Source organism: Marinobacter sp., from assembly GCF_033722735.1.
Taxonomy (GTDB): Bacteria; Pseudomonadota; Gammaproteobacteria; order Pseudomonadales; family Oleiphilaceae; genus Marinobacter.
Window position 1 is genome coordinate 30,310 of record NZ_JAWVYN010000017.1, and the last position, 20,809, is coordinate 51,118.

The 20,809-nt window shown below is 61.8% G+C and carries 17 protein-coding genes; 7 read left to right on the plus strand and 10 right to left on the minus strand.

Annotation, left to right across the window (positions count from 1 at the left end):
* From infB to pnp, 5 genes are all read left to right on the plus strand, one after another.
* Positions 1 to 2,547 (plus strand): translation initiation factor IF-2, encoded by a 2,547-nt coding sequence (gene infB, locus R3175_RS13080; RefSeq protein WP_318944762.1) that lies wholly within the window; start codon positions 1 to 3, stop codon positions 2,545 to 2,547.
* 90 nt (positions 2,548 to 2,637) lie between these two features.
* Positions 2,638 to 3,048 (plus strand): 30S ribosome-binding factor RbfA, encoded by a 411-nt coding sequence (gene rbfA / locus R3175_RS13085; protein WP_318944763.1) that lies wholly within the window; start codon positions 2,638 to 2,640, stop codon positions 3,046 to 3,048.
* Complete coding sequence (gene truB / locus R3175_RS13090; RefSeq protein WP_318944764.1) at positions 3,045 to 3,965, plus strand: tRNA pseudouridine(55) synthase TruB; 921 nt, start codon at positions 3,045 to 3,047, stop codon at positions 3,963 to 3,965. Before rbfA ends, truB begins: the two co-directional genes overlap by 4 nt.
* Before the next feature lie 95 nt (positions 3,966 to 4,060).
* On the plus strand, positions 4,061 to 4,330 hold the full coding sequence (gene rpsO, locus R3175_RS13095; protein ID WP_318944765.1) for a 30S ribosomal protein S15: 270 nt from the start codon (positions 4,061 to 4,063) through the stop codon (positions 4,328 to 4,330).
* 375 nt (positions 4,331 to 4,705) lie between these two features.
* Positions 4,706 to 6,814 carry a polyribonucleotide nucleotidyltransferase gene (pnp, locus tag R3175_RS13100; RefSeq protein ID WP_318944766.1) on the plus strand — a complete coding sequence of 703 codons (2,109 nt, stop codon included), beginning with the start codon at positions 4,706 to 4,708 and terminating at the stop codon, positions 6,812 to 6,814.
* 125 nt (positions 6,815 to 6,939) lie between these two features.
* Here the strand turns inward: pnp and R3175_RS13105 are convergent, their stop codons facing one another.
* The 3 genes from R3175_RS13105 to R3175_RS13115 form a co-directional block, all read right to left on the minus strand.
* A complete protein-coding gene (locus R3175_RS13105) occupies positions 6,940 to 7,818 on the minus strand; it encodes an alpha/beta hydrolase (protein WP_318944767.1) in 879 nt (292 codons plus the stop codon).
* Complete coding sequence (locus R3175_RS13110; RefSeq protein WP_318944768.1) at positions 7,788 to 9,653, minus strand: DUF4105 domain-containing protein; 1,866 nt, start codon at positions 9,651 to 9,653, stop codon at positions 7,788 to 7,790. The genes R3175_RS13105 and R3175_RS13110 overlap by 31 nt, the downstream gene beginning before the upstream one ends.
* A gap of 79 nt (positions 9,654 to 9,732) precedes the next feature.
* Positions 9,733 to 10,197: a DUF3015 domain-containing protein gene (locus R3175_RS13115; RefSeq protein WP_318944769.1), complete on the minus strand. Its 465-nt coding sequence runs from the start codon at positions 10,195 to 10,197 to the stop codon at positions 9,733 to 9,735.
* 321 nt (positions 10,198 to 10,518) lie between these two features.
* On the opposite strand from R3175_RS13115, the gene R3175_RS13120 reads away from it, so the two are divergent.
* On the plus strand, positions 10,519 to 10,953 hold the full coding sequence (locus R3175_RS13120; protein WP_318944770.1) for a hypothetical protein: 435 nt from the start codon (positions 10,519 to 10,521) through the stop codon (positions 10,951 to 10,953).
* Between the two features lie 75 nt (positions 10,954 to 11,028).
* On the opposite strand, the gene R3175_RS13125 is transcribed toward R3175_RS13120, so the two are convergent.
* The 6 genes from R3175_RS13125 to R3175_RS13150 form a co-directional block, all read right to left on the minus strand.
* Entirely contained in the window at positions 11,029 to 11,730 is a 702-nt protein-coding gene (locus tag R3175_RS13125) for an ABC transporter ATP-binding protein (protein WP_318944805.1), read from the minus strand.
* Positions 11,731 to 11,739: 9 nt separating this feature from the next.
* Positions 11,740 to 12,495, minus strand: coding sequence for a high-affinity branched-chain amino acid ABC transporter ATP-binding protein LivG (livG, locus tag R3175_RS13130; RefSeq protein WP_318944771.1), 756 nt, complete (start codon positions 12,493 to 12,495; stop codon positions 11,740 to 11,742).
* A 6-nt stretch (positions 12,496 to 12,501) separates the two neighbouring features.
* Positions 12,502 to 13,773: a high-affinity branched-chain amino acid ABC transporter permease LivM gene (locus R3175_RS13135; RefSeq protein WP_318944772.1), complete on the minus strand. Its 1,272-nt coding sequence runs from the start codon at positions 13,771 to 13,773 to the stop codon at positions 12,502 to 12,504.
* Positions 13,773 to 14,696 carry a high-affinity branched-chain amino acid ABC transporter permease LivH gene (livH, locus tag R3175_RS13140; protein WP_318944773.1) on the minus strand — a complete coding sequence of 308 codons (924 nt, stop codon included), beginning with the start codon at positions 14,694 to 14,696 and terminating at the stop codon, positions 13,773 to 13,775. Before livH ends, R3175_RS13135 begins: the two co-directional genes overlap by 1 nt.
* A 165-nt stretch (positions 14,697 to 14,861) precedes the next feature.
* Positions 14,862 to 15,974: a branched-chain amino acid ABC transporter substrate-binding protein gene (locus R3175_RS13145; RefSeq protein WP_318944774.1), complete on the minus strand. Its 1,113-nt coding sequence runs from the start codon at positions 15,972 to 15,974 to the stop codon at positions 14,862 to 14,864.
* 245 nt (positions 15,975 to 16,219) lie between these two features.
* Positions 16,220 to 17,161, minus strand: a complete 942-nt coding sequence (locus R3175_RS13150; RefSeq protein ID WP_318944775.1) for a tetratricopeptide repeat protein — start codon at positions 17,159 to 17,161, stop codon at positions 16,220 to 16,222.
* 350 nt (positions 17,162 to 17,511) lie between these two features.
* Here R3175_RS13150 and R3175_RS13155 point away from each other — a divergent pair, with 350 nt between their 5' ends.
* Positions 17,512 to 18,018, plus strand: coding sequence for a MarR family transcriptional regulator (locus R3175_RS13155; RefSeq protein WP_318944776.1), 507 nt, complete (start codon positions 17,512 to 17,514; stop codon positions 18,016 to 18,018).
* Positions 18,019 to 18,303: 285 nt separating this feature from the next.
* On the opposite strand, the gene lon is transcribed toward R3175_RS13155, so the two are convergent.
* Entirely contained in the window at positions 18,304 to 20,742 is a 2,439-nt protein-coding gene (gene lon, locus R3175_RS13160; protein WP_318944777.1) for an endopeptidase La, read from the minus strand.
* Positions 20,743 to 20,809 lie beyond the last annotated feature (67 nt).

Consider the following 20,809-nt stretch of genomic DNA (forward strand, 5'->3'; position numbering starts at 1 on the left):
ATGTCAGAAGTAACGGTAAAACAACTGGCCGAGGACGTAGGCGCTCCCGTGGATCGTTTGCTGCGGCAGATCGTTGAGGCGGGCCTGAAGGCCCGTTCGGAAGACGATTCAGTGTCCAGCGATGAGAAGCAGCAGCTGTTGGCCTTTTTACGAAAGACGCATGGCGAGTCGGATGCCGAGCCGCGCAAAATTACCCTGAAACGCAAAACGACCACCACGCTCAAAACGGGTGGGGCGGCAGGGCGCGCCAAAACGGTGAATGTGGAAGTCCGCAAGCGTCGCACCTATGTCAAGCGGGCGGAACTGCAGCCGGAGCCGGAAGTCAAGAAACCGGAAGAGCCGGAAGTTCAGTCGCCGACAGCCGCTCAGGCCGAGGAGGCGCCGAAAGCCGAGCCGACACCGCCGCCGGCTCCGGAAGCCGAGACCGCGACACCGGCCGAAGAGGCTGCGCCGGCTCCGGAGACTCCGGAGGTTGAAGCCGCGGCTGCCGAGGCGGAAGTTCCGGCTCAGGACGAGGTGCCGGTACCGCCTTTGGATGCCGAGTCCGAAAAGCGCAAGGCCAAGAAGAAAAAGGACAAGGCGCGGGAACGGGCCGATGAAAGCGAAGATGGCAAGCCCAAGAAGAAGTCGGCCGGCCATCGCGGTCCGCGGAGTCGCCCTGTCGAAGAGCCGGTCGTCCTGTCCGAGGACGAGGAAGAGACCACTCTGCGCAAGCCGCTGCGGGCCAAAAAGAAACCCAAAGAGAAGCGTCATGGCTTCGAGAGGCCAACCAAGCCAATGGTTAGAGAAGTTGAAATCCCCGAGACCATTTCCGTGGGCGATCTTGCCCAGCGAATGGCGGTCAAGGCGGCGGATGTGATCAAGACGCTGATGGGCATGGGCGTGATGGCGACCATCAACCAGGCCCTGGACCAGGAAACTGCGGTGCTGGTCACCGAAGAGCTGGGCCACAAGGCGAAAACCGTCAGCGAGGATGCGTTCGAGGAAGAAGTCCTGAGCGAGATCCAGACTGACACTGGTGAAAAGCAGAAGCGGGCGCCGGTGGTCAGTGTCATGGGGCACGTGGACCACGGCAAGACCTCCCTGCTGGACTACATCCGCCGTACCAAGGTGGCGTCCGGCGAGTCCGGCGGCATTACCCAGCACATCGGGGCCTACCACGTGGATACCGATCACGGCATGGTGTCCTTCCTGGATACCCCGGGCCACGCCGCCTTTACTGCGATGCGGGCGCGGGGTGCCCAGTGCACCGACATCGTTATCCTAGTGGTGGCGGCCGACGACGGCGTGATGCCGCAGACCAAGGAAGCGGTACAGCACGCCCGGTCCGCCGGGGTACCACTGGTGGTGGCCATCAACAAGATGGATAAGGAAGAAGCCGACCCGGACCGTATCAAGAATGAGTTGTCCGCGCTGGAAGTCATTCCCGAGGATTGGGGCGGCGACGTCCAGTTTGTGCCGGTGTCCGCGCACAGCGGCCTGGGCATCGACGACCTGCTGGAAGCGGTTCTGCTGCAGGCGGAAATCCTGGAGCTGGAAGCGGCCCCCGATGCACCCGCCAAGGGTGTGGTGGTCGAGTCCAGCCTTGAACGTGGGCGTGGCTCCGTCGCCACCGTGCTGGTCCAGAACGGTACCCTGAAGAAGGGCGACATGGTCGTGGCCGGCGGCTTCTTCGGCAAGGTGCGGGCGATGATGGACGAGACCGGTTCCCAGGTGAACGAGGCCGGCCCGTCAATCCCGGTGGAAATCCTCGGCCTGAACGGTACACCGGATGCCGGTGATGAGTTCTACGCCGTGGCCGACGAGCGCAAGGCCAAGGAGCTGGCTGAGTTCCGTCAGGCCCGCGAGCGGGAGCAGCGTCTGCAGCGGCAGCAGGCCGCCAAGCTGGAGAACATGTTCGAGAACATGGGCAAGGACGAGGTCAAAACCCTCAACGTCGTGCTCAAGACCGACGTGCGCGGCTCGCTGGAGGCCATCACCAAGGCCCTGCAGGACCTGGGCAACGACGAGGTGCAAGTCAAGATCGTCTCCTCCGGGGTCGGTGGTATTGCCGAAACCGACGTCAGCCTGGCCCTGGCCACCGGCTCGGTCATCTTCGGCTTCAACGTCCGGGCCGATGGCGCCGCCAAGCGTCTGGTGGAACAGGAAGGCCTGGACCTGCGCTATTACAGCATCATCTACAACCTGATCGACGATGTGAAGGCCGCCCTGACCGGCATGCTGGCGCCGGAGTTCCGGGAAGAGATCATTGGCATCGCCGAGGTTCGCGATACCTTCCGCTCACCCAAATTCGGCCAGGTGGCCGGCTGTATGGTGACCGAGGGTACCGTACACCGGAACAAGCCGATCCGCGTCCTGCGCGACAACGTGGTGATCTTTGAGGGCGAGCTGGAATCCCTGCGCCGCTTCAAGGATGACGTTCAGGACGTCCGCAACGGCATGGAATGTGGTATCGGCGTTAAGGGTTACGACGTGAAAGTGGGCGACCAGATCGAGGTGTTCGATCGGGTCAAGGTGGAGCGTCAGCTGGAATCCCAGGGCGGATAACCGGCGCGTCCCCCCCTTTCTACGCGATGTGGAAGCGTCCCCGAAGGGGGCGTTTCCCGTTAACTGGCTGTGTGACTGACAGGCGGAATCATGCCAAGAGAATTTAGCCGTCTCGATCGCATCGGCGATCAGATTCAGCGTGAGCTGGCCCAGCTGATCCAGCGGGAGATCAAGGACCCGCGCCTGGGGATGGTCACGGTGAATGCGGTGAAGGTGAGCCGGGACCTCGGTTATGCCGATATCTTTGTCTCGCTGCTGACCACCGAGGAGTTGACCGCAACCTCGCCTGAAGTGAAGGAGTCCCTGGCCATCCTGAACAAGGCGGCCGGTTTCCTGCGCGGCCAACTGGGCCGGGCGATGAAGCTTCGGGTGGTGCCCCACCTGCGATTCCACTTCGATACCCTGCTGGGCCAGAGCCGGCGCATGGATGCCCTGATCAACCAGGCGGTCGGCCAGAAGCCGGCGGTGTCCCGGGACGACGATTCGGAGTCAGAGGATTGAGCCGACGCCGCAAGGGCCGTAACGTCAACGGCATTCTGGTTATCGACAAGCCCCAGGGGTTGACCTCCAACGGTGTCCTTCAGCAGGTCAAGGGTCTGATGGGGGCGGCCAAGGCCGGCCACACCGGTGCGCTCGACCCCCTGGCCACCGGCGTGCTGCCGCTGTGCTTTGGCGAGGCCACCAAGTTCTCCCAGGTCATGCTCGACAGTGACAAGGCCTACATCACCACCGCCCGCCTGGGGGTACGCACGGAAACCGGTGACAGCGAGGGTGCCGTGGTGGATCAGCGTCCGCTTCCAGAGGGCCTCGGCGAGGCTGCCGTGGAGGCGGTACTGGCGCAGTTTCGGGGCGACATCGAGCAGGTGCCCTCCATGTACTCGGCGTTGAAGCACAAGGGGCGTCCACTCTATGAGTACGCCCGCGAAGGCATCGAGGTGGAACGCCCCGCCCGCCCGGTGACCATCTACGAGCTGACGTTGCTGGCCGTGCGTGACGATGAAATCGACCTGGCGGTAAAGTGCTCCAAAGGCACCTACATCCGTTCCCTGGTTGAGGATATTGGCGAGGCGTTGGGCTGTGGCGCCCATGTGATAGCGCTTCGTCGGACCCTGGCCGCCGGTTTCACCCTGGCAGACGTCAATTCCGTAGCGCGGCTCGAATCCCTGCGCGAACAGGGCGAAAGCCTGGACGGCCTGTTGGTGGCCCCGGATGCGGCCTTGACCATGTTTCCGAAACTGTCGCTGGAAGGGCGTCAGTTGGTATCGATATTGAACGGACAACCGGTTAGAATACCGGGTCACCCCAGGTCCGGGCTGGTACGGCTGTATGGGCCTGACCGGTTTGTCGGTTTGGGTGAGAGTTTTGCCGAGGGCGAGGGCTGCAAGATCGTGCCCCGCCGTCTGGTGCAAAACGGCTGACGCGTCCCCATGGGAACGCGCTGGCTGAACTAGCCGGGCTGTAGAGATGCGCGGTTCGGCTGTATTTTTGAGCATCGCAAACCAAGAGGTGAGTTATGGCACTTTCTGCCAATGAGAAGGCACAGATCGTTAAGGATTTCCAGCAAGGTGAAGGCGATACCGGTTCCCCTGAGGTTCAGGTGGCACTGCTGAGCGCCAACATCGACAAGCTGCAGAGCCACTTCAAGGCCAACAAGCAGGATCACCATTCCCGCCGTGGCCTGATTCGGATGGTTAACCAGCGTCGTAAGCTGCTTGACTACCTGAAGAACAAAAACGCTGATCGTTATCTCGACCTGATCAAGCGTCTGGGTCTGCGTCGCTAATCCGTCTGGATTCGACGATTGCCGGCTGGGGCCGTTTGGGCTCCGGCCTGCAGGTGGCGGGCTTACCCGCCCTTGTACCTCTCTCCCGCGGTATCGTCACTGGCCACTAGCCTGGCCCGGACGTGCTCCGCACGAAGTGCTGCCTTCCGGCCAGTCCGGTGATTGTGAAGGACTCCCTGTCGTAACCGAAAGCCGAAATTGATAGCAGGTTGTTGAAAGGCCCGGACCGCGCCCTTGCCGGGGTTTTACAACAGCCTGTTAGCTTTCAGACGGGTTGCCCTTCGTTCATCGGGTCGTGACTTGAAGGCACGTTGGACCGGTCGACGATGGTCGTCGATCGGTGGACTGTGAACTGAAGATGAACAAGGAGTTACCGTGAATCCGGTAAAGAAGACATTTGAACTGGGTGGCAAGACCGTCACCCTCGAAACCGGTCGTATTGCCCGTCAGGCCACCGGCGCCGTGCTGGTCTCCATCGACGACGTATCCGTTCTGGGTACCGTGGTCGGTGCCAAGGAGCCCAAGCCGGGTCAGGGCTTTTTCCCGCTGACCGTGAACTACCAGGAAAAGACCTACGCGGTCGGCAAGATCCCCGGAGGTTTCTTCAAGCGTGAGGGTCGTCCCTCCGAGAAGGAAACCCTGACCTCCCGCCTGATCGACCGGCCGATTCGTCCGCTGTTCCCGAATGGCTACATGAACGAGGTCCAGGTCGTGCTGACGGTGATGTCGGCCAACAAGACCCAGGACCCGGACATTGCGGCCATGCTGGCGGCCTCTGCCGCGCTGGCGATCTCCGGTATCCCGTTTGATGGCCCGATTGGCGCCTCCCGGGTGGGTTTCACCAACGACCGTGGCTACTTCCTGAACCCGACGTTTGAGGAGCTGGAAACGTCCCTGCTGGACATGGTGGTCGCCGGTACCGAAGATGCGGTGCTGATGGTGGAGTCCGAAGCCAAGGGGCTGACCGAAGACCAGATGCTGGGCGGTGTCCTGTACGCGCATCAGGAGATGCAGGTTGCCATTCAGGCGATCAAGGAGTTCGCGGCTGAAAACGGCAAGCCTCGCTGGGAGTGGACCCCGGAAGCGGAGAACACCGAGCTGCTGGAGGCCATTCGCGCCGATTTCGCGACCGGTATCGAAGAAGCCTACACCATCCGTGACAAGATGGATCGCTATGCCCGTTTGGGTGAGCTGAAAACCGAAGCCGTCGAGAAGCTCGCCGGTGAAGAGGAAGGCCAGCCGTCCGAAGAGGAAGTGAAGAAGTACTTCGGCAAGGTGGAGAAGGCCATCGTGCGTCAGTCCGTCATCGACGGCAAGCCGCGGATTGACGGCCGTGACACCAAGACCGTGCGTCCGATCCAGATCGAGGTAGGCGTGCTGCCCAGCACACACGGTTCCGCCCTGTTCACCCGTGGTGAAACCCAGGCCATCGTAACCACCACCCTGGGCACGGCGCGAGATACCCAGATCATCGATGCCCTGGAAGGCGAGCGCAAGGACCCGTTCCTGTTCCACTACAACTTCCCGCCGTACTCCGTCGGCGAAGCTGGCCGCATGGGCAGCCCGGGCCGTCGTGAGATCGGTCACGGCCGCCTGGCCAAGCGGGGCGTGGCCGCCGTCATGCCGACGGTGGAAGAGTTCCCGTACACCATCCGTGCGGTGTCCGAGATCACCGAGTCCAACGGCTCCAGTTCCATGGCCTCCGTCTGTGGCTCCAGCCTCGCGCTGATGGACGCCGGTGTCCCCATCAAGGCGCCGGTTGCCGGTATCGCCATGGGGCTGGTCAAGGAAGGCGACAAGTTCGCCGTGCTGACCGATATCCTGGGTGACGAGGACCACCTCGGCGACATGGACTTCAAGGTGGCCGGGACCGCCGAAGGCGTCACCGCCCTGCAGATGGATATCAAGATCAACGGCATCACCGACGAGATCATGGAAATTGCCCTGCAGCAGGCCTACGACGCCCGTCAGCACATTCTGGGTGAAATGGCCAAGGTCATCTCTGCCCCCCGTGCCGAGCTGTCCGCCCGTGCGCCGAGCATCACCACCCTGAAGATCCATCCGGACAAGATCCGTGACGTGATCGGTAAGGGCGGTGCCACCATTCGTGGTATCTGCGACGAAACCGGCGCATCCATCGATCTGGACGACGACGGCAACGTGAAGATCTACGCCGAAGACCAGGCCGCCGCCCAGGCGGCGATGAAGCGGGTTCAGGAAATCACCGCGGAAATCGAGGTGGGCGCCATCTACAGTGGCCGTGTCGAGCGGATTGTGGACTTCGGTGCCTTCGTCAACATCCTGCCGGGCAAGGACGGTCTGGTGCACATTTCCCAGATCTCCGAGCGTCGCATCGAGAACGTCACCGACGAGCTGAGCGAAGGCCAGCAGGTGCTGGTCAAGGTGTTGGATGTGGACAACCGTGGCCGCGTGAAGCTGTCCATGAAGGAAGTTAAGGAAGGCGAGCAACCGACCGAGTTCTAAGCCAGTCCCAACGCTTCCAGTAAGGACGAAAAACCCGCCTCCGGTAATGGACGGCGGGTTTTTTTGTGTCCGGCGTCGGGCGATCCGCCAGGGTTGTCCGACCGGGGATGGCGCTGGGCCCGGGGTCAGCGCTGGTTCTGAGCGGCCTGGAGCAGCCCGGACGCCAGGAAGTCGGTCACCGCCCGTCGATACTCCGGCACCACAAACGTCGCGGCGTGGGGCGTGTCGGTGGCCAGGAACCGTTTTGGTTGTTCGGCGGCCTCGAAGAGTTGCGGCCCATGGTGAAAGGGGATGATGCCATCGCTGCGGCTGTGGATGATCATGACGGGGGTGGGGGCAATCCCGGCAATGAGGTCGATACCCTCATACTCGCCGGGAATGGTCCAGCTCAGGGGCACCTGCAACGGCCAGGTCAGCCAGAACTCCCCCAGCTTTTCCCGGGCAATCGCGCGGAAACCGGTGAAGCTGGCATCCAGTACCACCGCCGCCAGTGCTGGCTGCTCGTTGCGCTTGCTCCACTCGCTGGCGAGGGCGATTCCGAGGGCGCCCCCCAGGCTCTGGCCCAGCAGGATCAGGGGTTGTTCCGGTGCAAGCTGGTGGTTGGCCAGCCACCGTAGTCCGGTTTCGGCGTCGTGCAGGGCGCCTTCCAGGTCCGGCTCACCGGTGGATTGGCCGTAACCCCGGTAGTCGATCAGGAACACGTTGTAGCCGGCGTCCGGGAGCCAGGCCACGTTGAGGATGTGGCTGCTGATGTTCTGGGCATTGCCATGGAGGAAGTACACGGTGCCCTGGCTGGCCCGGGCTTCGGCGGGTAACCACCAGCCGTGTAATGTCTCACCATCGCCTGTCTTCAGGTAGACGTCACGATAGGCCAGGTTGAGGCGGTCGGGGGTCAGGTAGACCTGTCGGTCCGGATAGAAAAACAGCCCGCTGCAGCCGGACAGAAGCACGCTGCAGGCGAGGGCGGCGGTGTTCAGAAATAGCCGTGTAATCCCAGTTGCCATAAATTTTGATACCGATCGTAGTGTTTGTCACGGGCGAACTCAGCGAATAGGCTGGCCCGACGGCCCAGGTGGAGGCCGCCTTTGAGGTACCACTGATCCTGCCGGTGCTGGTTGCTGACGATCCAGGCCTTGCTGCGTATTCCGCTCAGCAGGCTTGTCCGGTGACTCTGGTACAGCAGGCCCAGATCTGCGCCCGGTGCGAAGTCGTAGCCCCGACGGATATCATCATCGATCTCCAGGTCCGCGGTGGCAAGGGCAAAGACCTGGCTGGCCGGGGAGAGCCGCCAGCTGCCGCCTGCGCCGCCCTCCAGGTAGGGGGTGAACACCCGGTCGTCGCCCAAGTCGGTGCGGCGGCCGCCAAAGCCCACCTGCCAGGACAACGGCGAAAAGAACTCGTTGCGAGGCGAGAGCGAGCGGATCTCCACACCGACCAGGCGCTCCAGCTGCAGCTCGTCGTTGTCGGTGTAGAGGCGGGCATCGAGCCGGAGAAACTGGAGCTGCGCCCCGCCACGGTAGCCCGCCGGCGGATCGAGCAGGTCGTGGTAGGCCGGGCGCAGGGTCAGTTGGCTGAAGTTGCGGTCGTGCCAGCGTCCGCCGGCCAGGCTGATCCGGAAGGTGTCGTGCCCCTGGTCGTCCCGGATACCGGGGGTGGGGGGATGGAGGGGCTCAGTGGTGCCGTCGATTTCGCTGCGGGCCCGCAGCAGGTTGTGGGAGAGCGGGGCGGCATAGTCCCGGGGCCAACCCTCGGCCTCGCTCTGGTAACGGACATAATCGTAGGTGGCGTCCAGCAGGCGAGCCCGGCTGCGATCATCCAGCTCGGCCAGTACTGGCGCAGTGACCGGGGCGCGGCCGTTGGCCAGGTCGGCGGCCAGCTCGCGCTGGGCCTCCGGCAACCGATCGAGGGCGTAGCTGACCGAGGTGGCGGCGGAGGGGCGGTAGTGGATGCCGGCCACCAGCTCCTTGTCGACGACCCAGCGAACCGTATCGGAAGGGATGGCGTGGGTGGAGACCTCGCCGAGCAGGTTCGTCCCCGGCCGGGCGACATCGATCAGGGCCAACAGACGGTAGGCACAGTTCTCGTCAAAGAAGTAGTAGTCAAAATTGCGGTCGCGGATCTCCCAGGCGTGGGCCAGGAGTTGCGCCACTTCATCCGGCCCCAGGTTCAGCGTGTACTCCCACAGGTCGCGATTCTCGATGTCGGTATAGAGCCGAATCTTGTCGTAGTAGGGCTGGACCGTGGTGATGCCGGGGTAGCCGCCGAATATGCCCTTGTAGGCGAACAGCAGCTCGCTGTCATGGGCGGCCGCGTCAGCGGCATAGGATATGGTGTTGGCCAGCAGCAGGTCGGTGGTCTCATCGTCACTGGGCGGGTCCAGTCGCAGGAAGGTGTGACCGAACATGGAGGATGGACTGTTCAGGTAGGAGGCCGCGAAGACCAGGGTCACGGTGTCGGTGTTCAGGGTGCGTTGCCACTGTTCGAAGGCCGGGCACTCTATCGGCGTCTCCGGCAGGTCCAGGCGGCTGCGGAGCCAGCGGTCGCGGGCGGGGAAGCGGCAGCGGGCATGGCCATCGCCGGCGCCCGGTTGCTGGATGGCGGCCAGGGTGGCTTGCAGTTCGGCCCGGGGGGAATGCTTGCCCTCGGGGCTGAGGAAGAAGTCCGGGTCGTCCGCCTGGCTGGTGTGGCCGGTGCCAAACCGGTCGGGCTGGTAGTGGCCGAGGGTCAGCCAGCCGGGGTCCAGTGCCAGTTGTGCGGTGTTTGAAGTGGGCGCCGCCGGGGCCGTTGTGTGGATCGCCAGACCGAGCGCGGCCAGCGCAAGACAGGGAAGTGCGCGCATGAATAATGGTTTACCAATGGGCGTTCAGGATAGCGCCGTCCCTGGCGCAGTCTGTGGCTGTGTCCTTGAGAGGCGGCGATCAGGCCGCGACGTACTTGCTCAGGGTTTCGTGCTGTTCCAGCAGGGCCACGATGGCATCAACCGCCTCACCGGAGGTGGTATCGGATGTCGGGAAAATGGCTGCGAAGTTGTCCTTGAGCAGGGAACGAAACGCGTCTCGATCGGCCTGTTCCACGCCCAGCAGCACCGCCAGGGTTTCCAGGTTTTCGCCGCTGCCGCGGGACATGTCGCGGGCAATCTTGTCGGCGTTGCTGTTCATGTACATGGCCATGGACTGCACGGATTCGTTGGTGTTACAGCCCAGGGTGCCGGTGGTCATCCCGAACGTCTGGTTACCGAAGGTGCCGTTGGTGGTCGCGGCCAGAATGTGCGGCGCTGCACCGGACTGTCCTTTCCAGATCATGGCTCCGACGCCACAGCCTGGCTGGGCGAAGGTGAGGGTGGAGGCACCCAGAAGCATTGCGCCTACGATCAGTTTTTTCATTATCCACTCCTTGTTGTGGTTTAGCTGTCGTCGCATTCGTTACGAATGTACTTCATTTCAAATTCAGTACGTTAACGGCCCTGACATCCTGCGTTCGACCAGGATGACCGTTCACCAGAGTATAGTCGAGATATTCGAAAGACCAACACCGGCTATGCCAAAAAGTACTATAGAATGATGACGCGGCGGATTAAATGTGAACACGTGTATATAATTGTATTTAAAGAGAAAAAGCGCGGTTCATTATTGTGGCGGCGGGACTCCTTGTGTATAGTGCGCGACGACCATGAAGGTCTGACCACAACACATGGAGATTTATCAGTGAAAAAAGCGCTTATTGCTTCCAGCCTTCTGCTGGCCGGTGCCCTGTCCGGCTGTAGCTCAATGAACGTGAGCTCGTCACCGGTGCCCCTGAACGGCTCCGTTGACACCAACCTGACCGCTGACATTGAAGTTGGCGAGAAAATCACCGGCAGTTCCTCTGCCACCAAGATCCTGTTCTTCACCATGAGTGACGACAGCGAGTACGCCGACGGCATGACCTACGGCAACGGCGGCGGCAGCGCCCTGAGCCTGGGCGGCCTGGATCCGGTCTCTGCGGTCAAGTCCGCTGCGGCTTACAATGCCATTTCCGAGTCCGGTGCTGACGTCATCGTGGCGCCACGCTACGTCGTCAAGAAGAACGACTACCTGGTCTATGGCACCATCGAAGTGACCGTGGAAGGTTACAAGGGCACGGTTCGTAGCGTGCAGTGATGGCGTCCGGTGGTGCTGCCACCAGGCCAATGAAAAACCGGGTCCTGGCACCCGGTTTTTTTGTGCCCAACCGCTTCAGCCTCCGAGGTAGGCGTTGCGCACATCAGGGTTGGCCAGCAGATTGGCGCCGGTATCGTGCAGACGAATGCGGCCGGTTTCCAGCACGTAGCCCCGGTCGGCCAGGTTGAGCGCCTGGTGGGCGTTCTGCTCCACCAGGAAGACCGTGATCCCTTCATCCCGCAACTGCCCGACAATCTCAAAGATCTGCTTGATGACCAGGGGCGCCAGGCCCAGGGAGGGTTCATCGAGCAGAATCATCTTGGGCTTGCTCATCAGGGCCCGCCCGATCGCAAGCATCTGCTGCTCGCCACCGGACATGGTACCGGCCCGTTGATGCTGGCGTTCCTTGAGCCGCGGAAACAACTCGTAGACATGTTCCTGGCTCTTGCGGATCTCCGCCTTGGTATTGAAGAACCCGCCCATGTGCAGGTTCTCCTCAACGGTCAGGCCGGAGAAGATACGTCGGCCCTCCGGAACGATGGCAATGCCCGATCGCATGGTGTTGGCGGTGGCCTGCCGGCTAATGTCCTGGCCTTCCAGGATGACCCGGCCGGAGGTGGCCCGGGGGTTGCCGCAGATGGTCATCAGCAGCGTGGTCTTGCCGGCGCCATTGGCGCCAATCAGCGAGACGATCTCGCCCTTGTTCACCTCTACGGACACGCCGTGCAAGGCCTCAATCTTGCCGTAGTGGGTATGGACATCTTCGAGTACTAGCATGGACATGGTTCAGGCCTCACCCAGATAGGCTTTGATAACGTCGTCGTTCTGGCGGACTTCGTCCGGCGTGCCGCTGGCCAGGGGGCGGCCCTGGTTGATGACATTGATACGGTCGGAGATTTCCATCACCAGGCTCATGTCATGCTCAATCAGCACCACTGAGACGTTGTAGTCTTCCTTCAGGCTGATGATGAGCTGGTTGAGATCCCGGGTTTCCGCCGGGTTCAGGCCGGCGGCCGGTTCGTCCAGCATCAGCAGTTTGGGTTCGGTCACCATGCAGCGGGCAATTTCCAGCCGCCGCTGCTGGCCGTAGGCCAGGTTGCCGGCTTCCCGGTTGGCCATGTCCAGCAGCCCGACCCGGTCCAGCCAGTAGGCGGCCCGGTCCAGGGACTGCTGCTCCCGATGGCGGTAGCTGGGGGTCTTGATCAGGCCGGCAATCAGGTTGGTGTTGAGGTGACGGTGCTGGGCCACCAGCAGGTTCTCCACCACCGTCATCTTGCTGAACAGCCGCACGTGCTGGAACGTCCGGACCAGGCCCAGGCGGGAGATCTTGTAGTCGGGCTTGCCCTGGATTTCCCGCCCTTCGAACAGGATCTGCCCGCCGGTGGGGCGGTAGAACCCGCTCATGCAGTTGAAAACCGTGGTCTTGCCGGCACCGTTGGGGCCGATGATGGAGACGATTTCGTGTTCCTGGACGTCCAGCGAGACCTGGTCCACCGCCAGGAGTCCGCCGAACCGCATGGACAGATTGCGTACTTCAAGCATTCTGCGTCACTCCTGCTTGTTGAGTTCGATGTGGATCCGGCGCATGGGCAGCAACCCCTGTGGACGCCAGACCATCATCAGGACCATGGCGGCGCCGAAGATGAGCATCCGGTATTCGGAGAACTCACGGGCCAGTTCCGGCAGGATGATGACGGCCACGGCCGCCAGGATGACGCCAAGCTGGGACCCCATGCCCCCCAGAACCACAATCGCCAGGATGATGGCGGACTCCAGGAAGACGAAGGACTCGGGGCTGATGAAGCCCTGCTTGGACGCGAACACGGTACCGGCGAAGCCGGCAAAGAAGGCGCCGATGGTGAAGGCGGACAGTTTGACCGCGGTCCGGCTCAGGCCGAGGGAGCGGGCGGCAATCTCGTCTTCCCGCAGCGCTTCCCAGGAACGCCCGACCGGCATCTTGGTGAACCGGCGAATCACCAGGGCGGTAAACAGCGCCAGCACCAGGGCGATCAGGTACAGCACGATGATCTTGTGACTGCCGCTGTAGGCCACATCGAACATCTCATGGAAGGAGACATTGCCCTCTTCCTTGACCCGGCGGCCGAATTCCATGCCGAACACGGTGGGGTCGGGAATGCCGCCGATGCCGTTGGGGCCGCCGGTGAGCCAGGTCATGTTGTTGAGCAGGATGCGGATGATCTCACCGAAACCCAGGGTGACGATGGCCAGGTAGTCGCCCCGTAACCGCAGCACCGGGAAGCCCAGCAGGAAGCCAAAGGTGGCCGCCAGCAGGGCGCCAATGGGCAGGGCGACCCAGAACGATACCCCGAAATACTGGTGCAGCAGGGCAAAGGTGTAGGCGCCCACCGCGTAGAAGGCCACGTAACCCAGGTCGAGCAGGCCCGCGAGCCCCACCACCACGTTCAGGCCCAGGGCCAGCATGATGTAGATCAGTACCAGGGTGGCCAGGTCGACCGACCCCCGGGACACGAAGAAGGGCCAGACCAGGGCCACCGCCACCAGGATCAGCAGGGCGATGGTTTCCAGTCGCTGACGCTTGTTCTGCTCCATCGGCTCGCGATGGGCAAACGGGTTGATGGCGGGCAGTTTGCCCAGGGAGCCCATGATCGTGTCACGGAACAGTTGGAACAGGAAGACCGCCAGGGCGGCAACCAATACCGAGACGACGGTGAGGGTATCGGCGCCCTCCAGGATGACTTGGGTGCCCTCGGCTTCGAGGTTCAGGCCGAGGATCGGGTAGGCGATGACAAGGGTGACCATGGCGCAAAACAGCGCGTGTTTGAGGTTATGCGCAGCCATCAGATCTTCTCCACTTCCGGTTTGCCCAGGAGCCCGGTGGGCTTGAACAGGAGGATGAGGATCAGCAGTCCGAAGGACACCACGTCTTTGTACTCACCGCTGAGGTAGCCGGAGGTCATGCTTTCCGACACGCCCAGAATCAGGCCGCCCAGCATGGCGCCGGGAATGCTGCCGATGCCGCCGAGCACTGCCGCGGTGAACGCTTTCAGGCCCGCAATGAAGCCGAACAGCGGGTCAATGGAGCCGTAGTACATGCCCAGTAGCAGCCCGGCGACCGCCGCCAGGGCGGCACCGATCACGAAGGTGGCGGAGATGATGCGGTTGGTGTCGATGCCCAGCAGGCTGGCCATGCCCAGGTCCTGGGACACCGCCCGGCAGGCCCGGCCGATGCGGGAGCGGGAGATGAACAACGACAGCAGGGTCATGCAGATCAGGGTGGTGATGAAGATGGTGATCTGCATGTAGGAAATCGAGGTCTGGAAGGAATCCGGCGCGCCGAAGGTGAAGCCGCCATCGATGAGTGCGGGAAAACCGATGTTGCGGGAGCCCTGGGCCAGGTGAACGTAGTTCTGCAGGAAAATCGACATCCCGATGGCGGAGATCAGTGGGATCAGGCGATGCCGTCCCCGTACCGGGCGATAGGCAACCCGTTCGACGGCCCAGCCCATGGAGCTGGAGACCAGCATGGCACAAATCAGCGCCACCAACAGCACCAGTGGCAGCCAGGCGATGCCCAGGCTGGCCAGGCCGGTAATCGTGATCAGGGCGGTGTAGGCGCCGATCATGTAGATTTCGCCGTGGGCGAAGTTAATCATTCCAATGATGCCGTACACCATCGTGTAGCCGATGGCGATGAGGGCGTAAGCGCTTCCTATCGTCAGCCCGTTGATTAGCTGCTGTAAGAAATACAGGAGATCTTGCATGTTAGAGGGACTCCGACTACCCGCTCCCGACCTATTCCGGGCACAACCTGCCAGGGTGCCGGCAACCGTGCCCAGGAATTTGTGAGGACCCTAGAAAAACACCTTCTCCCGGATCGCGGTGAGAAGGTGTTCTCATTTTCATTACCGTTTGTTAACGATAGCGGCTTAGTTTACCGGAGTTTTGCTGCCATCTGAATGCCATTCGTAGACGACGAACTCGAACGACTGCAGGTCCCCCTTGTCGTCATACTGAACGGTACCGATGGGGGTGTCGAAGCTGCCGGAACGCAGGGCCTCGGCCACGTCGAATGGATCGGAGGAATCGGCCTGCTCGATGCCTTCGGCCACCAGTTGGACGGCGGCGTAGGAGGTCAGTACGAACGGACCGGAGGGGTCTTCACCCTTTTCGGCAAAGGCCTGAACCAGAGCCTGGTTCTCCTCTTTCTCATCGAAGCTCGGCGGCAGGGTCACCAGCAGGCCCTCGGCGGCATCGCCGGCGATGGTGTTGATGTCCTTGTTGCCCACCCCTTCGGGGCCCATGAAGACGGCATCCAGGTCAGCCTGGCGTGCCTGGCGCAGTATCAGGCCCAGTTCCGGGTGGTAACCGCCGTAATAGACATAGTCCACATCGGCCTGCTTGAGTTTGGTGATCAGTGAGGAAAAGTCCTTGTCGCCGGCGGTGATGCCTTCGAACATCGCCACTTCCACGCCGGCTTCCTCCAAGGTGTCGCGGACGGCACTGGCGATGCCCTCACCGTACTGCTGCTTGTCGTGGACGATGGCGACCCGTTCCGGGTTCTGGCTGATCAGGTGGCGAGCGGCCACCGGGCCTTGCATGCTGTCCAGGCCGATGGTGCGGAAGACCAGTTCGTAGCCGCGCTCGGTGATGTCCGGGCTGGTGGAGGCCGGGGTAACCATCAGGATGCCTTCATCCTCATAGATGTCGGAAGCCGGCTGGGTGGAGCTGGAACACAGGTGGCCAATCACGAACCGAACGCCTTCGTTGACCAGCCGGTTCGCAACGGTCACCGCCTGTTTCGGGTCGCAGACGTCGTCCACTTCCACGGCTTCCAGCATTTCGCCCATCACGCCGCCATTGCTGTTGATTTGCTCAATGGCCATGCGGGCGCCAGAGAATTGCATGTCACCGTATTGGGCAACCGGACCGGTCATGGGGCCGGCAATCCCGATCTTGATCTCTGCCGAAGCGTGACCGGCTGCCATCAGCGCGATGGATGTTCCCACAGCGGTTACGATTTTTTTAACAGGAGTTCTCATTGGTTCTGTCCTACGTTGGGTCAGGTTTATTATCGGGCCTCACCGAAACGCTCCTGCGCCCGGTGGGGCAATACAGGCGTTTTCGGAGACTCCCTTTTGTTCTCAACGATTTAAACAAACACTACGGCCTCTGAGTTGTCAAGCCAGCCAGAGAGCGGTTTGGGCGTTGGAAGTCAGTACGTCCGGGCCTCGGTAAAACACGACCTCTGGCTAGGGAAGCCGGCCGCACGGGCTGTACCACGATGTCAGTCGCTGTCTGCCTGCTCCGGGAATACCAGGGCCCGGAAGTTCTCGTAATCCCGTAACCGCGAGAAGCTGGGGTCCACCGAGGCGTCATCACGGTAGGCCTCGGAGATGTCGATGGCGCGGGCCAGGGTATTGACGGCATCTTCCCAGCGCCCGATCTCGGCGTAGGCGCAGGCCAGCTGGTAGTGAGCGTGGCCATTGTCCGGCGCCAGTTTGAGGGCCCGCAGGCAGAGGCTGATGGCCCACAGTGGCTCCTGCAGTTCCAGCACCGCGTCGGCCTTGTAGCTGAGCGCTTCGACGTCGTCCGGGCGCAGGTCCAGAATCTGGTCATAGGCGGCAATCTTGTTCTGCTGGGAGGTTTCCTGGCTGGCCTTAAGCCAGAGCGAGTGCACTTCGTTTGTGCGCTCAATCTCGTCCTGGTTCTGCTGAATGATGTCGGATTTCTGTTGCAGTTGCTCTTCAATGGCTTTCAACCGCTTCTCGTATTCGATCACCAGCTCGTTGACCCGTTTTTCCGCCAGGGTGGTGAGCTGGTGTCGCATGTCCCGGATGGAGTTCCAGCCAATCACCACCAAGATCGAGGTGGCGCCGGCAATGAGGTAGAAGAAGTAGGTGACGGTGTCAGTGGCATAGGACATGGTCTTGTCGGCCACCGACAGCTCCTTGTCGACCACTTTCTCGATCAGCTCTGCCCGGGTGTTTTGCAGGTCGCTGCGGAGGCTTTTCACCTCATCCAGCAGGTAGCGCTCGACAAACGGGTTGTACAGGGGCTCTTCCAGGGTCTCGATGCGCTCCGCCACGTCACTGGCGTCGGCTTTCTCAGGTTCGCTGTCTTGCGCCAGTACGGGACGGACCGTCAACACCGTCAGCAGAAACACCAGCAGGCCAAACACGGTGATCGGGGTGGTCGGAAGGTTGGCAGCGGGTGTTTTCTCTGTCATGAGCCGTTCCATTTATTGGTTGGGGATCAGATGCCTGCAGACCTTAGCACAGTCGCGGCCGAAATGGCGGCTGCAGTGTGTCCCGTCAGGCGGTGATTTCATCGCTTGCAATCGCTGGAATAAAGACCTCTAATAGTTAGTGGTGTAAATATTGTTGGCTGTGCAAACAATGCAGCCGGAGCTTCCATCGTAGATGGCTTCCGATCCAGAAAGGCGGGTTTCTGGCGGGCCGTGCTGCCGATGAGCTGGAAGGAGAGTGTAGCGACGTGTCGGGTCAAAAGGCTTTGTACTCGGAAAAGTTCAACGCCTATAATTCGAGCCCTTTTGACGGGGCGGATTGGGGAAGTACCGTGAACAATTACGAACAGGTCCTGGTGGCCCTGAGACGGGTCATCCGGGCAACGGATCTGCATTCCAAGCGGCTGAGCAAACATGCCGGCCTGACGGGCCCGCAGCTGCTGATCATGCGGACCATCCGCGACCTGGGTGAGGTGACCATCGGTACCATTGCCGAACAGGTCAGCCTGAGCCAGGCCACCGTCACCACCATCCTGGACCGGCTGGAGCACCGCAAACTGGTGTACCGGGTGCGCAGTACCCAGGATAAGCGCAAGGTTCATGCTCACTTGACCGAGGAGGGCGCGGACATTCTCGCGCGTGCGCCCCAGCCCCTGCAGGAGGAGTTCATCGAGAAGTTCCAGAGCCTGCAGGAGTGGGAGCAGACCATGATCATCTCGTCGCTGCAGCGGGTGGCGAACATGATGGATGCCGACAAGATCGACGCGTCGCCGGTGCTCGATGTGGGATCGGTGCTGCGGGAGGATGGCTGGAAGGAATCCGGGAACGGTAAGAAGTAACTCCCTGATTTTCTTATCGGGCCTACTGCTTGGGAGAGAGCCTTCGGGGCGGCTGGCCTTGCTCCACCGCTGTCTCTGTTTCGCAAGGCTACCCGCCCCCGAAGGCCCAGAGCCTGGCGTGGCCATCAAGTGGTTCCAGTTAACTCAGTGTCTGGGGCTTCGAGGAGGCGGGGGTTCTGTAACAGGGACAAGGATGTCCCGGTAGCTTAGCCGGTAAAGGGACGTACCGTCTAAGCGGTGGAAGAAGCCCCGCCTCCTCGAAGACCTCCCCCCAACCAAAGTCCATTAATGAACGCTGGCCCTCTTCCGAGGCTTGTCCTCAAAACAAACCTGAAACACCTCCCCGAAGTTTTTGGCAAAGTGCACTTCCAGCCCTTCCTTCAGGTAATCCGGTAGCTCGTCGTAGTCCCCCCGGTTGGCCTCTGGCAACACCAGGGTGCTGATCTTCTGGCGCCGGGCGGCAATCACCTTCTCGCGAATGCCGCCCACGGGAAGCACCTGACCGGTCAGGGTCAGCTCGCCGGTCATCGCCACGTTCTGACGCGGTGGCTCATTGCGGGCGATGGACAGCAGTGCCGTGGCAATCGTAATGCCAGCGCTGGGACCGTCCTTGGGCGTGGCCCCGGCCGGAACGTGCAGGTGCACGAAGGACTTGTCGAAGAACGCCGCATCGCCACGGTAACGCTTGAGGTTGGAGGCAATGTAGCTGTAGGCAATCTCCGCCGACTCCTTCATCACATCCCCCAGCTGGCCTGTGAGCTTGAAGCCGCGGTGGTTGGTGTGGATGCGGGAGGCCTCGATACTCAGGGTGGCCCCGCCCATGGCGGTCCAGGCCAGGCCAGTGACCACGCCAACACCTTTCAGCCCCCGTTCCTTCTTGAACAACGGTTGTCCCAGGTAGCTGGCCAGGTCAGACACGCCCACCTTGACCGGGGTGTCCGGGGCATCCAGCAGTTTCACGATGCCCTTGCGGATGATCTTGTGAATCAGTTTGTCGAGGTTGCGGACCCCGGCTTCCCGGGCATAACCATCGATCACCTGTTTCAGGGCGGCATCGGTGATGTTGAGTTGTTTCTTCAACAACCCGGCCTGTTTGAGCCGTCGTGGCAACAGGTAGTGCTTGGCAATGGCGAGTTTCTCTTCCGTGATGTAACCGGACAGGCGGATCACATCCATCCGGTCCAGCAGCGGCCGGGGTATGGTGTCCAGCTGGTTGGCGGTACAGATGAACAGCACCTTGGACAGGTCCATTCGCACATCCAGATAATGATCCAGGAACTCCCGGTTTTGCTCCGGGTCCAGGGTCTCCAGCAGCGCCGAGGCCGGATCGCCCTGGTAGGACGCGCCGATCTTGTCGATCTCATCCAGCATGATCACCGGGTTGGACACCTTGGTATCCTTCAGCGCCTGCACAAACTTGCCCGGCATGGCGCCAATGTAGGTGCGTCGGTGCCCCTTGATCTCGGCCTCATCCCGCATGCCGCCGACACTGAAGCGGTAGAATTCCCGGCCCAGGGCATCGGCAATGGAATGGCCAATGGAGGTCTTGCCCACCCCCGGCGGGCCTACCAGCAGCAAGATTGAACCGGATACCTCGCCCTTGAAGGTCCCCTCGGCGAGGAACTCGGCGATCCGTTCCTTAATGTCGTCGAGCCCATCGTGGTCACGGTCGAGGATTTTCCGGGCCTGGGCCAGATCGAAGTGGTCCTGGGAATGCTTGCCCCAGGGAACCTGGGTCAGCCAGTCCAGGTAATTACGGGTGACGCCGTATTCCGGGGAGCCCTGCTCCAGCATCTGCAGTTTCTGCAGTTCCTCGTCGAACTGGCCGCGCACATGTTCCGGCGGATCCAGCTCGGCCATGCGCTGCTCGAAGCGCTCGGCATCGGCGGTCTTGTCATCCTTGGCAATGCCCAGCTCCCGCTGGATCACCTTGAGCTGTTCCTTGAGGAAGAACTCCCGCTGGTGCTTCTGCACCTTGTCGTTCACCTCTTCGCTGATTTCCGCCTGCAGCCGGGCGACTTCCAGCTCCTTGCGCATCAGTAGCAACACTTTCTCCATGCGCCGGAGCAGGGGCACGGTATTCAGCACATCCTGCAGCTCCGAGCCGGGGGCGCCGGTCATGGAGGCGCCAAAATCCGCCAGGGGCGAGCTGTCGTCCGGGCCGAAGCGGGACAGGTATTGCTTAACCTCCTCGCCATAGAGCGGATTGGTGCGCAGCAATTCCTTGATGGCAGTGATGATGGCCAGGGTGTAGGCCTTGAGCTCGTCGGGTGCCTCCTCTGGAGGATCGGGGTACTCCACCTCCACCAGGTAGGGTGGCTTGCGACGGAGCCACTGGACAATGCGAACCCGCTGCAGACCCTGGGCAATGAACTGGATGCGCTGGTCCTCCCGTTGGACGTGGTGAATCCGCACCGCACAACCCATGGTTTCCAACTCGCCGCTGTCGGGAATGGCATTCTCAGCGGTGGGGTTGTCGACGTAGCAGATGCCCAGCACTTGATGGTCGGTTTCGCCGACTCGCTTGAGGGTTTCTTCCCACGGGTCCCGGTTGACCATGACCGGCTGTACCTGGGCCGGCAGGAAGGGACGGTTGGAGACCGGGAGAATGTACATGCGCCGGGGCATCAGCTGTTGGGGCAGGGCCAGGCCCTTGCTGTTCTCTTCTTTGCCGATGTATTCGGTCACATCCTCAAGAACGTCATTACTGTTGTCGTTACTCATCAGGTGTTGGCTTCTGTCCGTTGAATACGAGTTACAGTCCGCAGCCAGGTGTCGTTGGCGGCTCTTT